This is a genomic window from Alteromonas sp. H02 (assembly GCF_059682525.1).
In genome coordinates this window covers 2973014-2991066 of sequence record NZ_CM185021.1, presented here as the reverse complement: position 1 = coordinate 2991066, position 18053 = coordinate 2973014, and the positions used below count along the sequence as shown (strand labels likewise).

Here is an 18053-nt window from a genome sequence, read left to right as displayed (position 1 = left end):
CTGCTATATTTACCCCTGCAAGCGCGCTCAGCAAGCATTGTAAACTGTATGGGTATTTATCCTTAACTATCCGTGCAATGATTAATAAGTCCGTCTGTCTGAAGTAAAGGCAAGTTATTTGGTGTCGCGAGTTATTCCCAGACCGTTACAGCAGTTATCCGGTGTCATCGGGTTGCTGATAGTAATGCTTTCGTTGCCGGTAAGCGCAGCAGAAAACCCCGCACAGTTGTTGGCGCAAGCCGACACGCTGCGTGTCAGCGATCCTGCCAGGTCAGGACAGATCTTACAGGCATTAGATGACCAGGTTTTAACCCCGGTTGAACAGGATTTCCGTGACTATTTGCTGGGCTTTCACGCTGCAATAGCCAGTGATTCTGACCGCGCAGTTAGCATTATCGAACCTATAAGTCGCCGGCACCCGGCTGATGAGCTTGGCTTACGTACCAGAGCCACACTACTTAGCATTTACTATGGTTACCGGGAATGGTCGGAGGGGTTGCTGCTGACTGCCGAACTTAGGGAGCTGTTAGGCCAATTGCCGCGCAACAATACCTGGTACACCGCCAACCTAAGCGTGCTGATGTACTATATTAATCTGGATATGCACAACGAAGCGCTACAGCTTCTTGAGCGGGTTACCGGCCCCGAACTGGCGAAGGTAAGCGGCGAGATGCGCTGCCGCTATCTGGCACAGGAATTCAGAGCCCAAAAGGGTCTCGATATTAATGCGATTACCCCTCGATGGCTGGCAACCCTGGAGGTGGCTTGTCTGTCGCTGCCAAAAACGCTTTACACCGTTGAGCCCTTCCTGAACTGGACCCGTTATTTACTTGATTCCGGGCAGTATGAGGCCGTTTTAGCCGCTGTCAGGCGTTATGAACAGGCAGTTAAATCACTCAACTATTTTTACTATTGGGTTGTCCTTAAAAACATCGAAGCCGAGGCCCACTATGCATTGGGCCAGTACGATAAAGCTGAAACGATAGTCGACCCCTTACTGGCGCGGCCAGAGATGGCTGACTATTCAGAAGGGCTGGTTGCTGCAGCCGTGCTGAAAGCGAAAATCCGCAAACAACAGAACGATTATGAGCAGGCCTACCACTGGCAGCAAATTGCCATCGACAGTGAAAGTAGTCAAAACCGCCTGGCTGCTACCAAACAACTCGCGGTGAATAAGGCCCAGGCGACTCTTCGCCAGGCAGACGAAAACCTTCGCCTGCTCTCCAGTCATCAGGCATTGCTGGCTAATCAGCTTGCCCGGGCTGAACAAAACGTAATTGGTACTTATTTACTCGTTGCGCTGGCAGTGTCGCTGGTGTTTATCACGATTTTTAGTATTCGTAAGTTGCAAAAGCAACAACTACTACTATCCAGTCTCGCTTCAACGGACACCCTCACCGGGCTCGATAACCGTCGTGAATTTATGCAAGTCACGCAACAGGCACTGCGCAGCAATAACACTGAAGAGCCGCTCAGCCTGATCATGTTTGACCTGGATAACCTGAAGTGGATTAATGATAATTTTGGCCATCAGGCCGGCGATTGGGTGCTGTGTGAGGTTGGCAAAATCTTAAGCGCGCGCCTGGTAGAAACCACAGTCAGTTGTGCGCGGGTTGGCGGGGAAGAGTTTGTCCTGTGTTTAAAGGGGATGGATGTCAATCAGGCGCTGGCCTATTGTAGCGATATTCAAAGCTGGCTGGCCGGAATTGATACTAAAGCGAAACTGGACGGTTTGCAGCTGAGTGCCAGTTTTGGGGTATGCGACACTCATCAGGTAGGTAAACAACTGGACTCGCTTATCAGCGGCGCCGACCTCGCTATGTATAAAGCGAAAAAAGCCGGACGCCGCCAGGCCGTAAAATACCCGATGGAACAGGGCAGTAAAGAAGAGGCTATTTAACCTCTTCTCCGGCCGCCTGACGGTCGGCATGATAACTCGAACGAACCATTGGGCCACACGCGGCATGGGTAAAGCCTAATGCCTTAGCGGTATCGCCAAGTGCATTAAATTCATCCGGGTGCACATAGCGTTTTACCGGGAAGTGGTGACGGCTTGGCTGCAGGTACTGGCCCAGTGTCAGCATCTCCACATCATGCGCACGCAGGTCTTTCAGAACCTCAGCAATCTCTTCCTGACTCTCACCCATTCCCATCATCAAACCAGATTTGGTGGGTACGTCAGGATGTTGGGCTTTGAATTTTTTGAGTAAGTCGAGTGACCACTGGTAATTGGCGCCTGGACGACATTCGCGGTACAAACGCGGAATGGTTTCCAGGTTATGGTTAAATACATCTGGTGGCGCATCTTTAAATATCTCCAGCGCTCGGTCCATTCGGCCACGAAAATCCGGTACCAGCACTTCGATTTTAGTTGCCGGGCTGTGTTCACGAATGGCATTAATACAATCCACAAAGTGCTGAGCGCCGCCATCACGCAAGTCATCGCGGTCTACCGAGGTGATCACCACGTATTTCAGCGCCATTTCTTTAATGGTAGTGGCCAGTTTAAGTGGCTCCTCGGCGCTTGGAGGTAATGGTTTACCATGGGCAACATCACAGAACGGGCAACGACGGGTGCAGATATCACCCAGAATCATAAACGTTGCGGTACCATGGTTGAAACATTCCGCCAGGTTAGGGCAACTTGCTTCTTCACAGACCGAGTGCAGATTATTTTTGCGCAGCGTCTTCTTGATGTGATCAATCCGGTCAGTGGTGCGAGGCAGCTTGATTTTGATCCATTCCGGCTTACGGAGCATTTCCTCTTTTTCAGTCGGAACGATGGTAACCGGAATGTGCCTGACCTTTTCATCATCGCGGAGTTTTACTCCGGCTTTTGCCTTTACGTTACTCATTAAAGCCTTCTATTGTTTGCAAATTGGGCAGAGCAAGTTTGGCCTGTAAATGGCTTAACATCAGCTCTGTCGCTTCTTGAATATTATCCGGCCCGCCAAGGCGGGCGCAGTCTGTCATGGCCATACCCTGATAACCACAGGGATTGATTCGCTCAAAAGGCGCAAGGTCCATATTAACGTTGAGTGCCAGACCATGAAAAGAGCAGCCTTTACGAATGCGTAAACCCAGTGAACATATTTTCTCACCGTTAACATAGACGCCAGGCGCATCGGGGCGGGCATTAGCGGTAATGTTGCTGTCTGCCAGCGTGGCTATTACCGCGTCTTCCATAGCGCTTACCAGCTCGCGAACGCCCATCTTACGGCGCCTGACATTGAGCATCAGATAGATAACTAACTGGCCTGGTCCGTGATAGGTGACCTGTCCGCCACGGTCAACCCGCACTACCGGGATATCACCGGGCATCAGAATGTGCTCAGCTTTACCGGCCTGACCCTGGGTAAACACCGGCTCGTGTTCAACCAGCCATATTTCGTCGGCGTCTTCAGCGGTACGCTGATCAGTGAAGGTTTGCATAGCCTGCCAGACCGGCTCATAAGTTCGCTTGCCTAACTGCCTGACAATCACCTTATCCCGGGCGTCCTTATTAACGGCATCTGTCACTTAAAGTACAACTCTCACTAATTCGATTTTGGCCAGTTCGGTATAAATTAATTCCATATGTTCTTTGCTGGTTACCGTAACGGCAACCGATACAGAGTGGTAATTCCCTTTAGCGCTTGGCTTTACCGCTGGCGCATAGTCGCCCGGCGCGTGTTCCTGCAGGCAGGATACCACATGTAACGGTAAATCTTCGTGGGCGATGCCCATCACTTTAAAGGTTTGAACCGTGGGGAAGTCCAGCAGTTCGTCAAACCGAGTGTCTAATTTAGTCACTTTTGCTTACCTCTCAAAATAGCACGGCACGAATTCTACCAATTCGTGCCGTACACCACCAGACGCATGTAGGTTCCAGGCGATTATCTGGTATTAATCATTCAGACCTAACTGTAAAGTTACATAATCGAGCAGCCGATCGAAAAGGCCACCTTCTTTAACTTCCTGTAAGGTCACTAACGGGTACTGCGCTACGTCTTCACCTTCTAACTGGATATACAGGGTGCCAACCACTTCGCCTTTAGCGAGCGGTGCTTCCAGACTTTTATCCAGTTCAAAGTTCGCTTCCAGGTTAGCCACCTGACCACGGGGAATGGTAATTGGCGTAGACTGGTTAATACCTAAATCCACGGTATCCCGATCACCCATGTAAATACGATGCGAAACAAAACTGTCACCGGCTTTATAAGGGGTCACAGTTTCGTAAAAACGGAAGCCATAGCGCAGGAGCTTTTTATTCTCTACCTTACGTGCTCGTTCGCTGTCTGTGCCCATTACTACTGAGACCAGGCGCATATCACCCTGGGTGGCAGAGGTAATCAGCGAGTAACCGGCATCCGAGGTATGGCCGGTTTTAATGCCGTCTACGTTAAGGCTTTGATCCCACAGCAGGCTGTTGCGGTTATACTGCTTGATGCCGTTGTAAGTGAATTCTTTTTCACTGTAGATTTTGTACATGTCCGGTGTCTCTTTTACCAGCGCGCGCGATAGCGTTGCCATGTCACGTGGTGAGGTGTAGTGATCCGGATCGTGCAGGCCATGGGAGTTAACAAAGTGACTGGCATTCATTCCCAGGTTGGCGGCATGGGCATTCATCATGCTGGCAAACGCACTTTCAGAACCGGCTATGTGTTCGGCCATGGCTACACAGGCGTCGTTACCAGACTGTACAATAATGCCGCGTAACAGATCGTGCACGGTGACTGTGGTACCTACCTCGATAAACATCTTCGAAGAATCCGGAAAATTCTTGGCCCAGGCATTTTCAGAAATTTTCACTTCGTCATCTAACGAAATGTTGCCGGCTTGCAACTCTTTACCAATCACATAAACCGTCATAATTTTGGTCAGACTGGCAGGCGCCAGCTGCATGTCAGCGTTTTGTTCGGCAATACTGGTGCCGGTTTCATAATCGAGTAACACGAAGCCGGCGGCGGCAACGGTCGGAGGCGGTGGAATTACGACCGCAGCTCTGGCAGTTTGCCAGTAAGCACTGAGTAAAAGCAAAGTGCTGAGTAGCAAGGCAGACAGGAAAGACGGTTTAGCGCGCTTTATTTTATTATGCATGGTTTTACCGTTTGAGTTGAAAGCGAAAATCTGTTGTATCGTTGGCATTTTAACGTATGCCGTAGGCTTGGACTAGAGTCGGGGCAAAAAGTTTAATTTCAATGAGGCTGCAAGATATTTTCTGCGATTTTTATAACGACAGACTCGCCGCTACTTTATACGCGCCGGGGTAGCCATTTTGTTTCAGTTCATCCAGTAACATATTGAGCTTAAAGCGGTCGGTCAGGGGCCCGAGTCGCAGCCGGTAAATATCATCAATGAGGGGAAACTCGGCCGGTACCTGGTACAGCGACGACAGCCCGTCCGACAGCTTTTTTGCGCGGTCGGCATCAGACAGGGCTGCCACCTGAATATAATAGCCCTGACTGGTAGCTATCTCATTCAAAACATCACTGTCACCCTGTTCGGTGGCCAGTGGATCCGGGCCTGTTTCTGCGGCAGTCTGACTGGCAGTTTGCAGAACGTCCTCGGCAGGTAATTCGCCGGCATACAGCGCGTAGGGAACGGGTGGTTCATTGCCAACGGTGACCATATCATCACTGTCGACATGGATAACCTCGAGTTTTACCCGGGTGGTGCCGTGCTGATGAAAACCCAGTTTTTTGGCTGCTGCGTAAGATAAGTCTATGATCCGTTCAGAGTGAAACGGGCCTCGGTCATTTACCCTTACAATAGCCTGTTGTTGATTATCGAGATTAGTTACCCGCACGTAAGACGGCAGCGGCAGGGTTTTATGCGCAGCTGTCATGCCGAACATATCGTACACTTCACCGTTAGAGGTGATGTGGCCATGAAACTTCTGACCATACCATGAGGCTTTCCCCATGGCCGTATAGCCTTTACCCGTTTTCAGCGGACGATAATATTTGCCCAGCACCTCGTAGGGTAGGCTGTTTTGTTCCCGGTAAGGTTCATACTTAGGCTCTGCATCTTCCATAAGCGGCTCAGGATAAACAAAATCCGGTGCAGAATCTGTGGTCTGAGAATAGCGTGACGGCGCCTGACAGGCGCTTAGTAACATCGTTACAGTAAGGCTTAAGAAAAGTGAATACCGGGTCATTAGCGCGACAATAATCGTTTTTGTGTGCCGATGCCCATAAGCATGCCAAATCCGGCTAACAAAGTCACCATTGATGTGCCCCCATAACTTACCAGCGGTAAAGGAACCCCAACCACCGGCAGAATACCCGAAACCATGCCCATATTCACAAACACGTACACAAAAAAGGTCAGTGTAATACTCCCGGCCAGTAATTTGCTGTAAGCGTTCTGGGCACGTACTGCCAGCATCAGGCCGCGGACAATAATAAACAGGTAAATAGCAAGTAACAGCAACACTCCGGTTAGGCCAAACTCTTCACTGAACACGGCAAAAATAAAATCAGTGTGGCGTTCGGGTAAGAACTCCAGCTGGGACTGGGTACCTTGTAACCAGCCTTTGCCCTCGAGTCCTCCAGAGCCGATGGCAATTTTAGACTGGATGATGTGATAACCGGCTCCCAGAGGATCACTCTCCGGGTTCATAAAGGTGATAACCCGCTGCTTCTGATAATCCTGCATCAGGAAGAACCACATAATCGGCAGAAACGCACCGCCGAGCCCGGCAACTATGGTGATCAGTCGCCAGCTCATGCCGGCCAGAAAAATAGCAAATACACCGGAGCTGGCAATCAACAGGGAGGTGCCGAGATCAGGCTGTTTGGCAATCAGGATAGTGGGGATCACCACCAGCATAAAGCCAATTATAATTTGCGGCAGCCGTGGTGGCAGTGTGAATTTACTGATATACCAGGCCACCATCATGGGAACCGCCAGCTTCATCGCTTCGGACGGCTGAAAGCGAATAAATCCAAGGTCAAGCCAGCGCTGGGCGCCTTTACCAATATCACCAAATACCAGCACTGCTATCAGCATTAGTATTCCGGCACCGTATGCGTAAATACTTAAGCGCCTGAACGCCATGGGCGGCACCTGAGCGAGCACGACCATTACACCGATAGCAATGCCGAGACGGACAACCTGACGTTCTATCAGTGCCATGTCCTGACCACCCGCGGAGTAGATAGTTATCAGGCCCACTCCCATCAATACCAACAAACCTAGTAGTAACGGCAGGTCAATGTGGATCCGATCCCAAAAGCTGATGTGATTTTCTTTTAACGTGCTGCGCTTCACTGGGAAAACTCTCTGTTAGTCTGTTGCCCGGCGGCAAAGAGTTCCGGCTGATAAAGTTCAAAATAAGCATCCATCATCAGTCGCGCCATGGGGGCTGCATTTTTACTACCACCACCAGCGTTTTCCAGCACTACGGCCACAGTGATTTCCGGCTTATCGTAAGGTGCGTAGCCTATATACATGGCGTTGTCGCGCAGACGCTCGTCGACTTTGTCTGCTTCATATTCCTCGCCCTGAGCGACCGAAAATAACTGCGCGGTACCGGTTTTACCGGCTGAGATGTATGGGGTATCGGCAAATGCAAAGCGGGCACCGCCAACTTCGCCGTTAACCACCTGATACATGGCGTCCTGAATGACATCCCAGTTATCGCGGTTAACAATATCGATGGGGCGCAAAAATTTAAGCGGTTCAGGTTGCATAGTGCCGTCGGCCTCGCGATAGCCCTGCAGGATCTGCGGTACAAACCGGGCACCGTAGTTAACCAGCGCATTAGTAGCGTGAACCAGTTGAATAGGGGTCGTTGTCCAGTATCCCTGGCCAATGCCTACCGCAATGGTATCGCCGATGTACCAGGGCTGATTAAAGCGGGCCCGTTTCCAGCCTCGACTTGGCATATTGGCGTCGCTCTCTTCGTATAAGTCGATGCCGGTATAATCACCAAAGCCGAACTCCGACATGTAATCGCTGATTTTATCGATGCCCATTTCGTAGGCCAGATCATAAAAATACGTATCGCAGGACACCTCCACCGCGCGGGTCAGATTTACCTCGCCGTGGCCCCATTTACGCCAGTCGCGCCAGACATGAGAGACATTGGGCAAGCGGTACTTGCCGGTATCGGTAATCGAGTATTCAGGTGTCACCGTATCAGTTTCCAGTCCCAGTAATCCCAGCAGCGGCTTAACTGTTGAAGCCGGTGGATATTGCCCCTGGGTGGCACGGTTAATTAACGGGCGGTCCGGCGAATTAAGTAATGCCGAGTAATTTTTACTGCTGATCCCATGCACAAATAAATTGGGATCGTAACTGGGATTAGAGTACATCGCCAGGATACCGCCGGTATGCGCAGAGGAAATAATGATTGTGCCGCGCTGATCTTTCAGCGCTTCCTGCGCCGCCTGCTGCAGGCGAATATCAATATTCAGAACAATATCGCGACCCGGAGTGGGCGGTTGAACATCCAGAGTGCGAATTATCCGGCCCTGACTGTTGACTTCAACCTGCTGATAACCGACTTCGCCGTGGAGAATGTCTTCGTGATATTTTTCAATGCCCAGTTTGCCAATATCATAGGTGGCCGCGTAGTTGGCCTCCTCACCGGCCTCCTGGATTTTTTGCAGGTCTTTTTTATTGATTTTAGACACATAGCCGAGGGCATGGGTGAGAGTTTCTTTATACGGATAGTAACGGGCCAGGCGCGCCTCGATGGAAACGCCGGGAAAACGGTGGCTACGGCTGGCAAAGCGGGCCACTTCTTCTTCCGTTAAGCGGGTGCGCAGCGCTACCGGCTTAAACCGGCGCTGTCCGCGCAGAGACTGTTTGAAATCTTCCACCTCATCATCAGTAATACCCATCAGCGCCTGCAAAAATATGAGCGTATGCTCAAGATTATCGACTTTCTCGGGGATAATTTCGAGGCTGTATACCGGCCGGTTTTCTGCCAGTAATACGCCGTTACGGTCGTAAACGAGACCGCGATTTGGCGCAATAGGCAACACTTTAATCCGATTGCCGTTTGAGCGGGTCTGGTAATCTTCAAAGTGCTCTACCTGCAAAAAGTAGAGGTTACTCACCACCATTGCCAGCAGGGCAAATACTACCAGCCCGGCAATCACTGCCCGGCGGGCAAACAGGTTTGCCTCAGCCGTGTGGTCGCGAATGGTCTGACGCTTAATCGGCATGCATTATTCTCTGTGGTAGGGGTGGTTCTGGGTAACAGACCAGGCCCGGTACAGAGATTCGGCGACGATGATTCGTACCAAAGGGTGCGGCAGAGTAAGAGGGGAGAGTGACCAGCGTTGTTCGGCCAGCTCACAGCATGCCGGGGCAAGGCCTTCTGGTCCGCCGATGAGTAAACTGATATCGCGACCATCCATTTTCCAGCTGTCTAACTGGCGGGCCAGCGCCGGAGTGTCCCACGGGCGGCCGGTGACTTCCAGCGTGACCACTTTATCGGACTTACCAATAGCCGCAATCATGGCTTCGCCTTCCTTTTGCAGGATACGTTTGATATCTGCGTTTTTGCCGCGTTTGCCCGGCACAATTTCGGTAAACGTTATCGGCATATCCGCCGGGAACCTACGCAAAAACTCGTTGGTGCCGGTGCTCACCCAGTCTGGCATTTTATTACCAACCGCAATTACCTGTATGCGCACAGTTTACTAACTCCGTGTCGGCCGGGGAGTTAACCCCAAAGCTTTTCCAACTGATAAAAATCCCGGGCTTCATCCTGCATGATATGCACAATGATATCGCCTAAGTCGACCAGTACCCAGTCGCCGGTTTCCTTGCCTTCCACATTTAGCGGGGCATGACCGGCGTGCTTGGCTTCTACCTGCACATGTTCGGCAATCGAACTGACATGGCGTTTGGAATTACCCGAACAAATAACCATGGTATCAGTGACGGTTGATTTTCCTTTTACATTTAATTCAACGATATCCCGTCCTTTCATATCGTCAATTTTGTCTAAGACAAACGCTTTGAGTTGCTCGTGTTGCAAAAGTTCTCCTCACTGACACCTTAAATGGTGCCGTATAACTTATGTTGTTTAATATAGTGCAGAACTGCCGGACTAAGCCAGTCAGTCACCACACGGTCAGTTGTTTGTCCGGCAGTCAGCGCATCACGTAATTGCGTGGAAGACACGGCATAGTCCTGACTGTCGGTATAATACACCAGCCCGGCAGGCTGGTGATAAAACGTGTCTAATTGCGTGCACTGGCGTTCAGTCAGCCAGTGGCGCAGTGTTTCATCCGGCTCGCCGGGCGAAGCTGGTCTGCGCATAACCACAATATGACAGTAGTCTGTTAATGCTTGCCAATGATACCAGCTCGGCAGATTATACAGTGAATCTTCACCCAACAGAAAAAACAATGGCTCACTGCCCAGCGTGCGGCGTAAATGCTGTAGCGTCTTTACTGTATAAGAGGGCGCAGGTAAGGATAATTCCAACGGCTCAACATATAACGCGGGCTCATCCGCACAGGCCAGTTCAAGCATTTTTAAGCGGTGGGCTGTGGTTGTTTCCGGCGCCGTTTTATGCGGTGGTAATTTGCACGGTAATAAAGCCAGCCGCTCAACGCCAATCTCATTAATGGCTTCCAGTCCCGCTTTTATATGGCCCTGATGCGGCGGGTTAAAGGTCCCCCCTAATATCGCTCGCATCAGAGCGTATCTGCACTTTCAGCAAATGCCATATGCGCCAGCGGCACACCGGTGAACAACAGACATAAATGGCAAAGTTTGATATATGGCCTGACCACAGACGTCTGCTTAAAAAGCTGGTCGGCTTCGGTGAGCTGCTCACCAATCAGCGTCAGATCGTGTTTAGACAACCGTTGCATTGCTTGCTGATAGTAGCCCTGACGGTTTTTCCAGATCCCCAGCTTCGGCCAGGTGATTGTCTGACCGCTGTTTTGCAGATGATTCAGCTTCCACAACGTCTGCCACTCGCGTACCAGTGCCCAGATAATAATATTAGGTTCAATGCCTTCACTTTCCAGCCGTTGCAGTATTTTGACGCAGCGGGTGCGATCGCCCTGCAGCATGATATCCACCAGCTGAAAAACGTTGAAGCGCGACTGATCCACCAGGGCGCTGGCCAGTTTTTCTTCGTCCAGCTGTTTGTCCGGGTAGGCCAGGGTAAGCTTTTCAATTTCCTGAGCGGCAGCCATCAAATTGCCTTCGCTAAAGTCAGCAATGAGCTTCACGCAGGCGGGTGTAAACTGAAAGGACTCTGATTGCAGGCGTTGCTGGATCCACTTGTGCAGCTGCGCGCCTTCCAGCGGATAGCAAATGGTGAATACGCCTATGGCGTCGAGGGCTTTAAACCATTTGGTTCGCTGCACGTCCTTGCCAATTCTGCCGCCATGGATGATGAGCAGCGTATCGCTCGATAAGTTTCCGGCCAGGTCGGTAAGGATACCTGCACCTTCGGTACCGGGCTTGCCGGTGGGTAATTCAAGCTCGATTAGCTGGCGGGCCGCAAACAGCGACATACTCTGGGTCGCATCGATTAAACGTGACCAGCTAAACTCGCCATCAGCCACCAGAACCGTGCGTTCATCGAAGCCTTGCTGTTTGGCTGTTGTTCTTAATGCCTGTAGAATTTCAAACTTTTGCTGAGGCTCATCACCAAAAACCAGATAGCAGCCCTTTAGACCCTCTTTTAAGGTTTGCCTGAAGCGATCGGGATAAACCTGCACCTGATTAAAGCCCCGCGTACTGACTGGATAACAAACGAATCATGCGATCGGCTGCTTCCAGACGCATTTCACTGAGCACCAGATTCAGCTCACGCGATTTTGCCAGCACCTGATCGGGGTCATCCTGATATTCCCGTAATACTTCAAAGGAGGTTTTCAGTTCCTCACCGTTGGGAAACAGTACCGTATAGCGAACAGCATAAATGAGCTCATATTCTGCTACCTGACCGGTAGCAAAGACCGACAGTAGCCGGCGATCCAATGACTCGGGTTGCAGGCGCAGGGTTATCGTTGTTTCTTCAAGACCGGGGGCGGCTTCCGGGCCGCCTTTGATCTGATATACATTCATGCGATTTTCCAGCGCTCGCACCAGTGGTGCGTTCTGACTGGTTGCCTGAACGTACAGGTAGTCGGTGTTGCTTGGCAGGGTTTTATCGCTGCGCAAATGAAAACCACAGCTGGCGAGAGCCAGTGTGGTTATCATCAGGATCAGACTTTTACTGATAACAGTTAATCCGCGCATTAGTTAGCCACGATATTCACCAGCTTACCGGGCACCACAATGACCTTACGGATGGTCTTGCCTTCGGTAAACTGCTGCACATTGGGCTGGTCTTTAGCCAGTTGTTCCAGCTCGTCTTTGCTGGCAGTGGCTGAGACGGTAATTTTAGCCCGCAGTTTACCGTTAACCTGAACAATGATTAGCTTTTCGTCTTCAACCAATGCGTCTTTATCAGCCACCGGCCACGGCGCTGTTTCAATGCTGTTGGTATGACCAAGCTTAGCCCACAGGTGATGGCAGATGTGCGGCGTGATTGGATTCAACAGCAAGACAATGCTGTTAACCGCTTCACGCATTAAGGCGATATCCTGGCTGCTTTCCTGCGGTGCTTTTTGCAGGTGGTTAAGCAACTCCATGATCGCGGCTACCGCCGTGTTGAACGTCTGACGACGGCCCAAATCATCACTAACTTTTTCAATGGTTTTGTGCAGTTCACGGCGCAGTGCCTGCTGCGGCTTATCCAGCGCTTTAATGTCGAGCTCCCCGGGGGTGCCGGCAGCCAGATGATCATTAACCAGTTTCCAGACACGGCGCAGGAAGCGGTTAGCGCCTTCTACCCCTGAGTCTACCCATTCCAGCGTTTGCTCTGGTGGCGCTGCAAACATAGTAAACAAACGTACCGTATCGGCACCGTACTGATCGATAACCTGTTGCGGGTCGATACCGTTATTTTTCGATTTCGACATTTTGGTCATACCGCCGTGCTGAACCGGCGTATTATCGGCGGTTAGCCAGGCTTTCACGATCCGGCCCTTGTCATCTTTTTCGGTGGCCACTTCAGTGGGCGAATACCAGGTTTTCTTCCCTTTTTCGTCTTCACTGTAGTAGGAGTCAGCCAGCACCATGCCCTGACACAGCAAACGCTTGTAAGGTTCGTCAGATTCAACCAGTCCTTCATCACGTAGTAATTTGTGATAGAAGCGGGAATATAACAGGTGCAGGATAGCGTGTTCGATACCGCCTACATATTGATCAACTGGTAGCCAGTAGTTAGCTTTGGCCGGATCCAGCATGGCATCATCGGTAGTCGCACAGCTGTAGCGCGCGTAGTACCAGGAAGATTCCATAAAGGTGTCAAAGGTATCGGTTTCGCGCAGTGCAGCTTCACCGTTGTAAGTGGTTTTGGCCCATTGTGGGTCGGCTTTAATTGGCGAGGTTACCCCGTCCATTTCCACATCTTCAGGTAATACTACCGGCAGTTCATCGGCCGGTACCGGCACGGATTCACCGTTTTCCAGATTCAGCATCGGGATAGGCGCCCCCCAGTAACGCTGACGGCTCACGCCCCAGTCACGCAGGCGATAGTTTACCTTACGCTGACCACAGCCGAGATCCACCAGTTTGTCGGCAATACCGTTAAAGGCAGCGTCAAATTCCAGTCCGTCAAAGTCGTTAGAATTAATCAGTACGCCTTTTTCGGTGAAGGCTGACGCGCTCAGATCACATTCGACATTGCTACCTTGCTGTGGCTCGATAACCTGCTTGATGGGTAAATCGTAGCGGGTAGCAAATTCCCAGTCACGCTGATCGTGTCCAGGTACCGCCATGACTGCGCCTGAGCCGTAATCCATCAATACGAAGTTAGCTACCCATACTGGTAATTGCTCGCCGGTTAACGGATGGACCACGTAAAAGCCGGTTGAACAGCCTTTTTTCTCCATGGTGGCCAGCTCGGCTTCGGCGACTTTGGTGTTTTTGCATTCGTCGATGAATTTAGCAACACCGGCATTGTTCTGCGCGGCGGCCTCGGCCAGCGGATGCTGCGCAGCCACGGCAACATAGGTGACGCCCATAAAGGTATCCGGACGCGTGGTGTAAACCGTTAAATCGCTGACATCATTAACTTGCTCAGCCATCTTAAAGGTAATTTCAACGCCCTCAGAACGACCAATCCAGTTAGCCTGCATAGCCCGAACCTGTTCCGGCCAGTCTTCCAGTTGTTCGAGATCCTGTAACAGCTCTTCGGCGTAATCAGTGATTTTAATGAACCACTGGGGGACTTCTTTTTGTTCAACCACCGCGCCTGAACGCCAGCCACGGCCATCAATAACCTGTTCGTTGGCGAGCACGGTTTGGTCTACCGGATCCCAGTTAACCGTGGAGTTTTTCTTATAAACCAGGCCTTTTTCATACAGGCGCGTGAAGAACCACTGCTCCCAACGATAGTAGTCTGCCTTACAGGTGGCGACTTCACGGTCCCAGTCGTAGCCGAAGCCCAGCGATTTAAGCTGGTTTTTCATGTAGTCAATATTTGAGTAGGTCCATTTGGCCGGCGCGGTATTGTTATTAATTGCCGCGTTTTCTGCTGGCAGACCAAAGGCATCCCATCCCATGGGTTGCAGTACATTTTTGCCCTGCATACGCTGAAAACGGCTGATTACATCACCGATGGTATAATTGCGCACGTGTCCCATGTGGAGGCGGCCACTGGGGTAGGGGAACATAGACAGGCAGTAAAACTTCTCTTTACCCGGCTCTTCTGTCACCTTAAAGGCATTGGTATCTTGCCAGTGCTGCTGCACCGCACTTTCGATTTCTTGTGGGTTGTACTGATTTTCGGCCATTTACCTGAGGCTTCCGCTTTATTTAACTTTAACAACTGTACCGGCGGCAGGTGTGAAAAAGAGTCTAAACACCACCACCAGTAGATTATGGGTATAATAACCCCATAGAATAACTTAGCGGTGGCGTATGCCACAATAGGCGGAACCGAATGAAGCGGAATATTTGGCTCAATTGACCGTAATTTAATCGTTTGCGAGGTAATTTGCCAGGCCCTGTAACTGCAAACCCTGCACCTCGGCTACCACAGGCGCCAGTTTGCTAAAGCCATCGGGTGTAAAACCCTGTACACGATAGGTCAGGGTAATCTGAGTACCATTGGACACTGACTCAAATACCCAGTCCAGCGAGCCAAACACGCCCATGCCCTGCAAGGGGCCGAGGCCGCCGGTCATTCTGAGTAATTTTAGTGGATCGACAAATACGACCTGCATGTGCTGTGCGGAGCGATTTCCTGCTACTTCACAAAAACATCCACCGGCGTTTGCCTGCAGGGTGAATTGGCCTTCTTCGCCCCACCAACTGTGGCTTTTCGGCCACCACTTATCAATATCAGTGATAAGTGCACGCCAGACCTCATCCGCCGGTGCAGCAATATGGACCTTATTCTCAACAATAAAGCCGTTCTCACTGACGGCAATAACTTCTGGTTTGGCGAAGCAGGCAGTACTCAGCAGCAAGGTAAACAAGGCTACTAACTTCATTATGGAGGTTCCAAACATGGGGTTATGAGTCAATGGCTCAGGCTAGTATGGAAATTGAGCAAACACAAGTTTAGGGTTTGACAGGCAAGGGGATTCAGGATTCACTGTAGTGAGATTAGATAAAGAAGAATATAGCTATGACCTGGGAGCGGTTACCTGCCACACAGCTCACCCCCAATATAAATCGTCGCGCCATCAATCAGGCACTTAAGGATGACGCGGCGTTAAATTCGACCTTTATAGGTCAGGAGAGGGCCCGCGAGGCGCTCACCTTCGGTTTAAATATCGATTCTACCGGTTACAATCTTTATGTGATGGGCGAGCATGCCACGGGCAGATTCACCCTGGTTAAGGAATACATCGAACGGCATGTAAGTAAGCTGGCCACGCCCGATGACTGGTGTTTTATCAACAATTTTGAGGAAGAACGCGAGCCTCTTGTGCTGCGCATGCACCCGGGCGGAGCGCGGGAATTTGCCCGGGATATGGCCAATCTGGTGGATGAATTGCTCGATACCTTCCCGGCGGCCTTTGATAACCCTGGATATCAGCGTAAAAAAGCGGCAATTGCCAGGCACTTTGAACAAAAATACGATGAAGCCATCAATAGTGTTGAACGCTTTGCCCAGGCTAATTCAGTGGCCATGCATGAAGAGCAGGGCACCGTAAGCTTTGCCCCCATTGTAAATAATAAACCCATTGATGACAGTGAATTTGCCCAACTCACCGAACAGCAGCGCGAAGGGTTTTACAAGTTAATCGATGAGCTGGAAAACCGGCTAAGCGAGAGTTTGCTGTCGTTACCCGTGTGGAAGCGGGAAAATTCAGAGCAGTTACGCAAGCTGAACCGGGATACTGCAGAACACGGTATCCGACCACTGCTTAAGGAGTTGGAACATAAGTATTCTGGTGACCTCGGGGTGCTTAAACACCTGCGCCAGTTAAAGTCTCACCTGATTGAAGCGGTGATTGCTTTTCTGACCGAAGAACCCAAAGCTGAAAAACTGGATGAACGGGACCGCCGGGAAATACTCGAAGAGCATTTTTTGCCAAATGTTATCTGTGCACATAGTCTGGAAGGCGGTGCGCCGGTGGTTTATGAGCCCAACCCGACTTATCAGAATCTGTTTGGCTTAATTGAGTACACCCATCTGGGCGGGGCAATGTACACCAACTATAAAATGATCCGTCCGGGTGCACTGCACAAGGCCAACGGCGGGTATCTGCTGCTCGACGCCGATCAACTGCTACATCAGCCCTACGTGTGGGAAGCACTTAAACTGGCGGTCAAGTTTGGTAAGTTAAAAATGGACTTACCGCAACAGGACGTAGGCATGGCCAGTGCCATGACACTGATGCCCCAGGCCATCGAGCTGAAAGTAAAAGTCATTCTGATGGGCTCCCGCGACCTGTACTATACCTTGCAGGATTACGACTCAGAGTTTAATGAACTGTTTCGGGTACTGGTTGATTTTGACCATGAAATCAGCGCAACCCGGCAAAACCTGTTTGATTTTGTTGGTCGGGTGCGCAAGAAAATCATTCAGCTTGGCCTGAAGGGAATTACCCAGCCTGCCATGTACCGCCTGGTTGAATATTCTTTGCGCATGGCAGAACATCAGGAAAAGCTGTCGGCCCATTTTGCCGATGTCATAGAATTGCTCAATGAGGCCCATTATTTCTGCGTAAAAGTGGGTGATAAGCAAATTGATTTAAGTCACCTGAATTCGGCTCTGATGGCTAAGAAACGCCGTACCGGCCGTGTTAGTACCTCGTTACTAAACGATATAAAGGAAGGCCAGGTACTCATTGCAACGCATGGTAATGCTATCGGTAAAGTAAATGGCCTGACGGTAATGGACATTGGTGATACGGCGTTTGGCACGCCGGCACGGATCACCGCAACGGTTTATGCCGGTGCCAGTGGGGTGGTGGATATTGAGAGGGAAGTCGAACTGGGACAGCCGATCCACTCGAAAGGGGTAATGCTACTCACCGGTTATCTCGGTAACAAATACGCGCAGGCCTTTCCGTTAACCGTATCCGCGAATATTGCCCTGGAGCAATCTTACGGCTATATCGACGGCGACAGCGCTTCTTTAGGCGAACTGGTGGCGCTGATTTCAGCTATTACTGATATTCCTGCCCGGCAGTCGTTGGCGGTCACCGGCTCCATTAACCAGTACGGTGAAGTGCAGGCCGTGGGCGGCGTTAATGAAAAAATTGAAGGCTTCTTCGATGTTTGCCAGCACCGCGGTTTAAATGGTGAGCAGGGCGTGATTATCCCCAAATCCAATGTTCGTCACCTGGTGCTCGATAAAGCTGTAGTGGATGCGGTGAAAAAAGGTCAGTTTGCTATCTACAGTGTGGAAACCGTGGATGATGCGCTTGAACTGCTGATGGAGAAAGAAGCCGGTGTCCTGTCAAGTCGTGGCCGGTATCCGAAAAATACCGTAAATGACCTGGCCGTTAAGCGCTTGTATCAGATTGCCTGTACAGTGAATGGCGCAGAAGAATAAAGCCGGCATGTTACATAGCGGG

Annotated in this window: 16 protein-coding genes; 2 read left to right on the top strand and 14 right to left on the bottom strand. The window is 50.8% G+C overall.

The genetic code is table 11. The features are described 5' to 3' along the window. Positions 1–121: 121 nt before the first annotated feature. Positions 122–1900 carry a GGDEF domain-containing protein gene (locus AC566Q_RS13825; protein WP_499607138.1) on the top strand — a complete coding sequence of 593 codons (1779 nt, stop codon included), beginning with the start codon at positions 122–124 and terminating at the stop codon, positions 1898–1900. Here the strand turns inward: AC566Q_RS13825 and lipA are convergent. The 14 genes from lipA to AC566Q_RS13755 form a co-directional block, all read right to left on the bottom strand. Continuing rightward, positions 1893–2855 (bottom strand): lipoyl synthase, encoded by a 963-nt coding sequence (lipA, locus tag AC566Q_RS13820; RefSeq protein WP_499607136.1) that lies wholly within the window; start codon positions 2853–2855, stop codon positions 1893–1895. The two genes, AC566Q_RS13825 and lipA, sit on opposite strands and share 8 nt — an antisense overlap. After that, entirely contained in the window at positions 2848–3432 is a 585-nt protein-coding gene (gene lipB, locus AC566Q_RS13815; protein ID WP_499617512.1) for a lipoyl(octanoyl) transferase LipB, read from the bottom strand. The genes lipA and lipB overlap by 8 nt, the downstream gene beginning before the upstream one ends. 87 nt (positions 3433–3519) lie before the next feature. Next, positions 3520–3792 carry a DUF493 family protein YbeD gene (gene ybeD / locus AC566Q_RS13810; protein WP_123326962.1) on the bottom strand — a complete coding sequence of 91 codons (273 nt, stop codon included), beginning with the start codon at positions 3790–3792 and terminating at the stop codon, positions 3520–3522. Positions 3793–3885: 93 nt separating this feature from the next. After that, positions 3886–5079, bottom strand: coding sequence for a serine hydrolase (locus tag AC566Q_RS13805; protein ID WP_499607133.1), 1194 nt, complete (start codon positions 5077–5079; stop codon positions 3886–3888). Positions 5080–5209: 130 nt separating this feature from the next. After that, a complete protein-coding gene (locus tag AC566Q_RS13800) occupies positions 5210–6100 on the bottom strand; it encodes a septal ring lytic transglycosylase RlpA family protein (RefSeq protein ID WP_499607130.1) in 891 nt (296 codons plus the stop codon). A 38-nt stretch (positions 6101–6138) separates the two neighbouring features. Further along, positions 6139–7254 (bottom strand): rod shape-determining protein RodA, encoded by a 1116-nt coding sequence (gene rodA, locus AC566Q_RS13795; protein ID WP_499607128.1) that lies wholly within the window; start codon positions 7252–7254, stop codon positions 6139–6141. Next, positions 7251–9158, bottom strand: coding sequence for a penicillin-binding protein 2 (gene mrdA, locus AC566Q_RS13790; RefSeq protein ID WP_499607125.1), 1908 nt, complete (start codon positions 9156–9158; stop codon positions 7251–7253). Before mrdA ends, rodA begins: the two co-directional genes overlap by 4 nt. A 3-nt stretch (positions 9159–9161) precedes the next feature. Further along, complete coding sequence (gene rlmH / locus AC566Q_RS13785; RefSeq protein ID WP_499607122.1) at positions 9162–9632, bottom strand: 23S rRNA (pseudouridine(1915)-N(3))-methyltransferase RlmH; 471 nt, start codon at positions 9630–9632, stop codon at positions 9162–9164. Positions 9633–9661: 29 nt separating this feature from the next. After that, positions 9662–9979, bottom strand: coding sequence for a ribosome silencing factor (rsfS, locus tag AC566Q_RS13780; protein WP_105936807.1), 318 nt, complete (start codon positions 9977–9979; stop codon positions 9662–9664). Between the two features lie 20 nt (positions 9980–9999). Further along, entirely contained in the window at positions 10000–10644 is a 645-nt protein-coding gene (gene nadD / locus AC566Q_RS13775; protein ID WP_499607119.1) for a nicotinate-nucleotide adenylyltransferase, read from the bottom strand. Further along, positions 10644–11684: a DNA polymerase III subunit delta gene (gene holA / locus AC566Q_RS13770; RefSeq protein WP_499607117.1), complete on the bottom strand. Its 1041-nt coding sequence runs from the start codon at positions 11682–11684 to the stop codon at positions 10644–10646. The genes nadD and holA overlap by 1 nt, the downstream gene beginning before the upstream one ends. A gap of 4 nt (positions 11685–11688) precedes the next feature. Next, positions 11689–12207, bottom strand: a complete 519-nt coding sequence (locus AC566Q_RS13765; protein WP_499607115.1) for an LPS-assembly lipoprotein LptE — start codon at positions 12205–12207, stop codon at positions 11689–11691. After that, on the bottom strand, positions 12207–14810 hold the full coding sequence (gene leuS / locus AC566Q_RS13760) for a leucine--tRNA ligase (RefSeq protein WP_499607112.1): 2604 nt from the start codon (positions 14808–14810) through the stop codon (positions 12207–12209). Before leuS ends, AC566Q_RS13765 begins: the two co-directional genes overlap by 1 nt. 183 nt (positions 14811–14993) lie before the next feature. Next, positions 14994–15512, bottom strand: coding sequence for an SRPBCC family protein (locus AC566Q_RS13755; RefSeq protein WP_499607110.1), 519 nt, complete (start codon positions 15510–15512; stop codon positions 14994–14996). Positions 15513–15649: 137 nt separating this feature from the next. Between AC566Q_RS13755 and AC566Q_RS13750 the strand changes: the two genes are divergently transcribed. Then, a complete protein-coding gene (locus AC566Q_RS13750) occupies positions 15650–18031 on the top strand; it encodes a Lon protease family protein (RefSeq protein ID WP_499607107.1) in 2382 nt (793 codons plus the stop codon). Positions 18032–18053 lie beyond the last annotated feature (22 nt).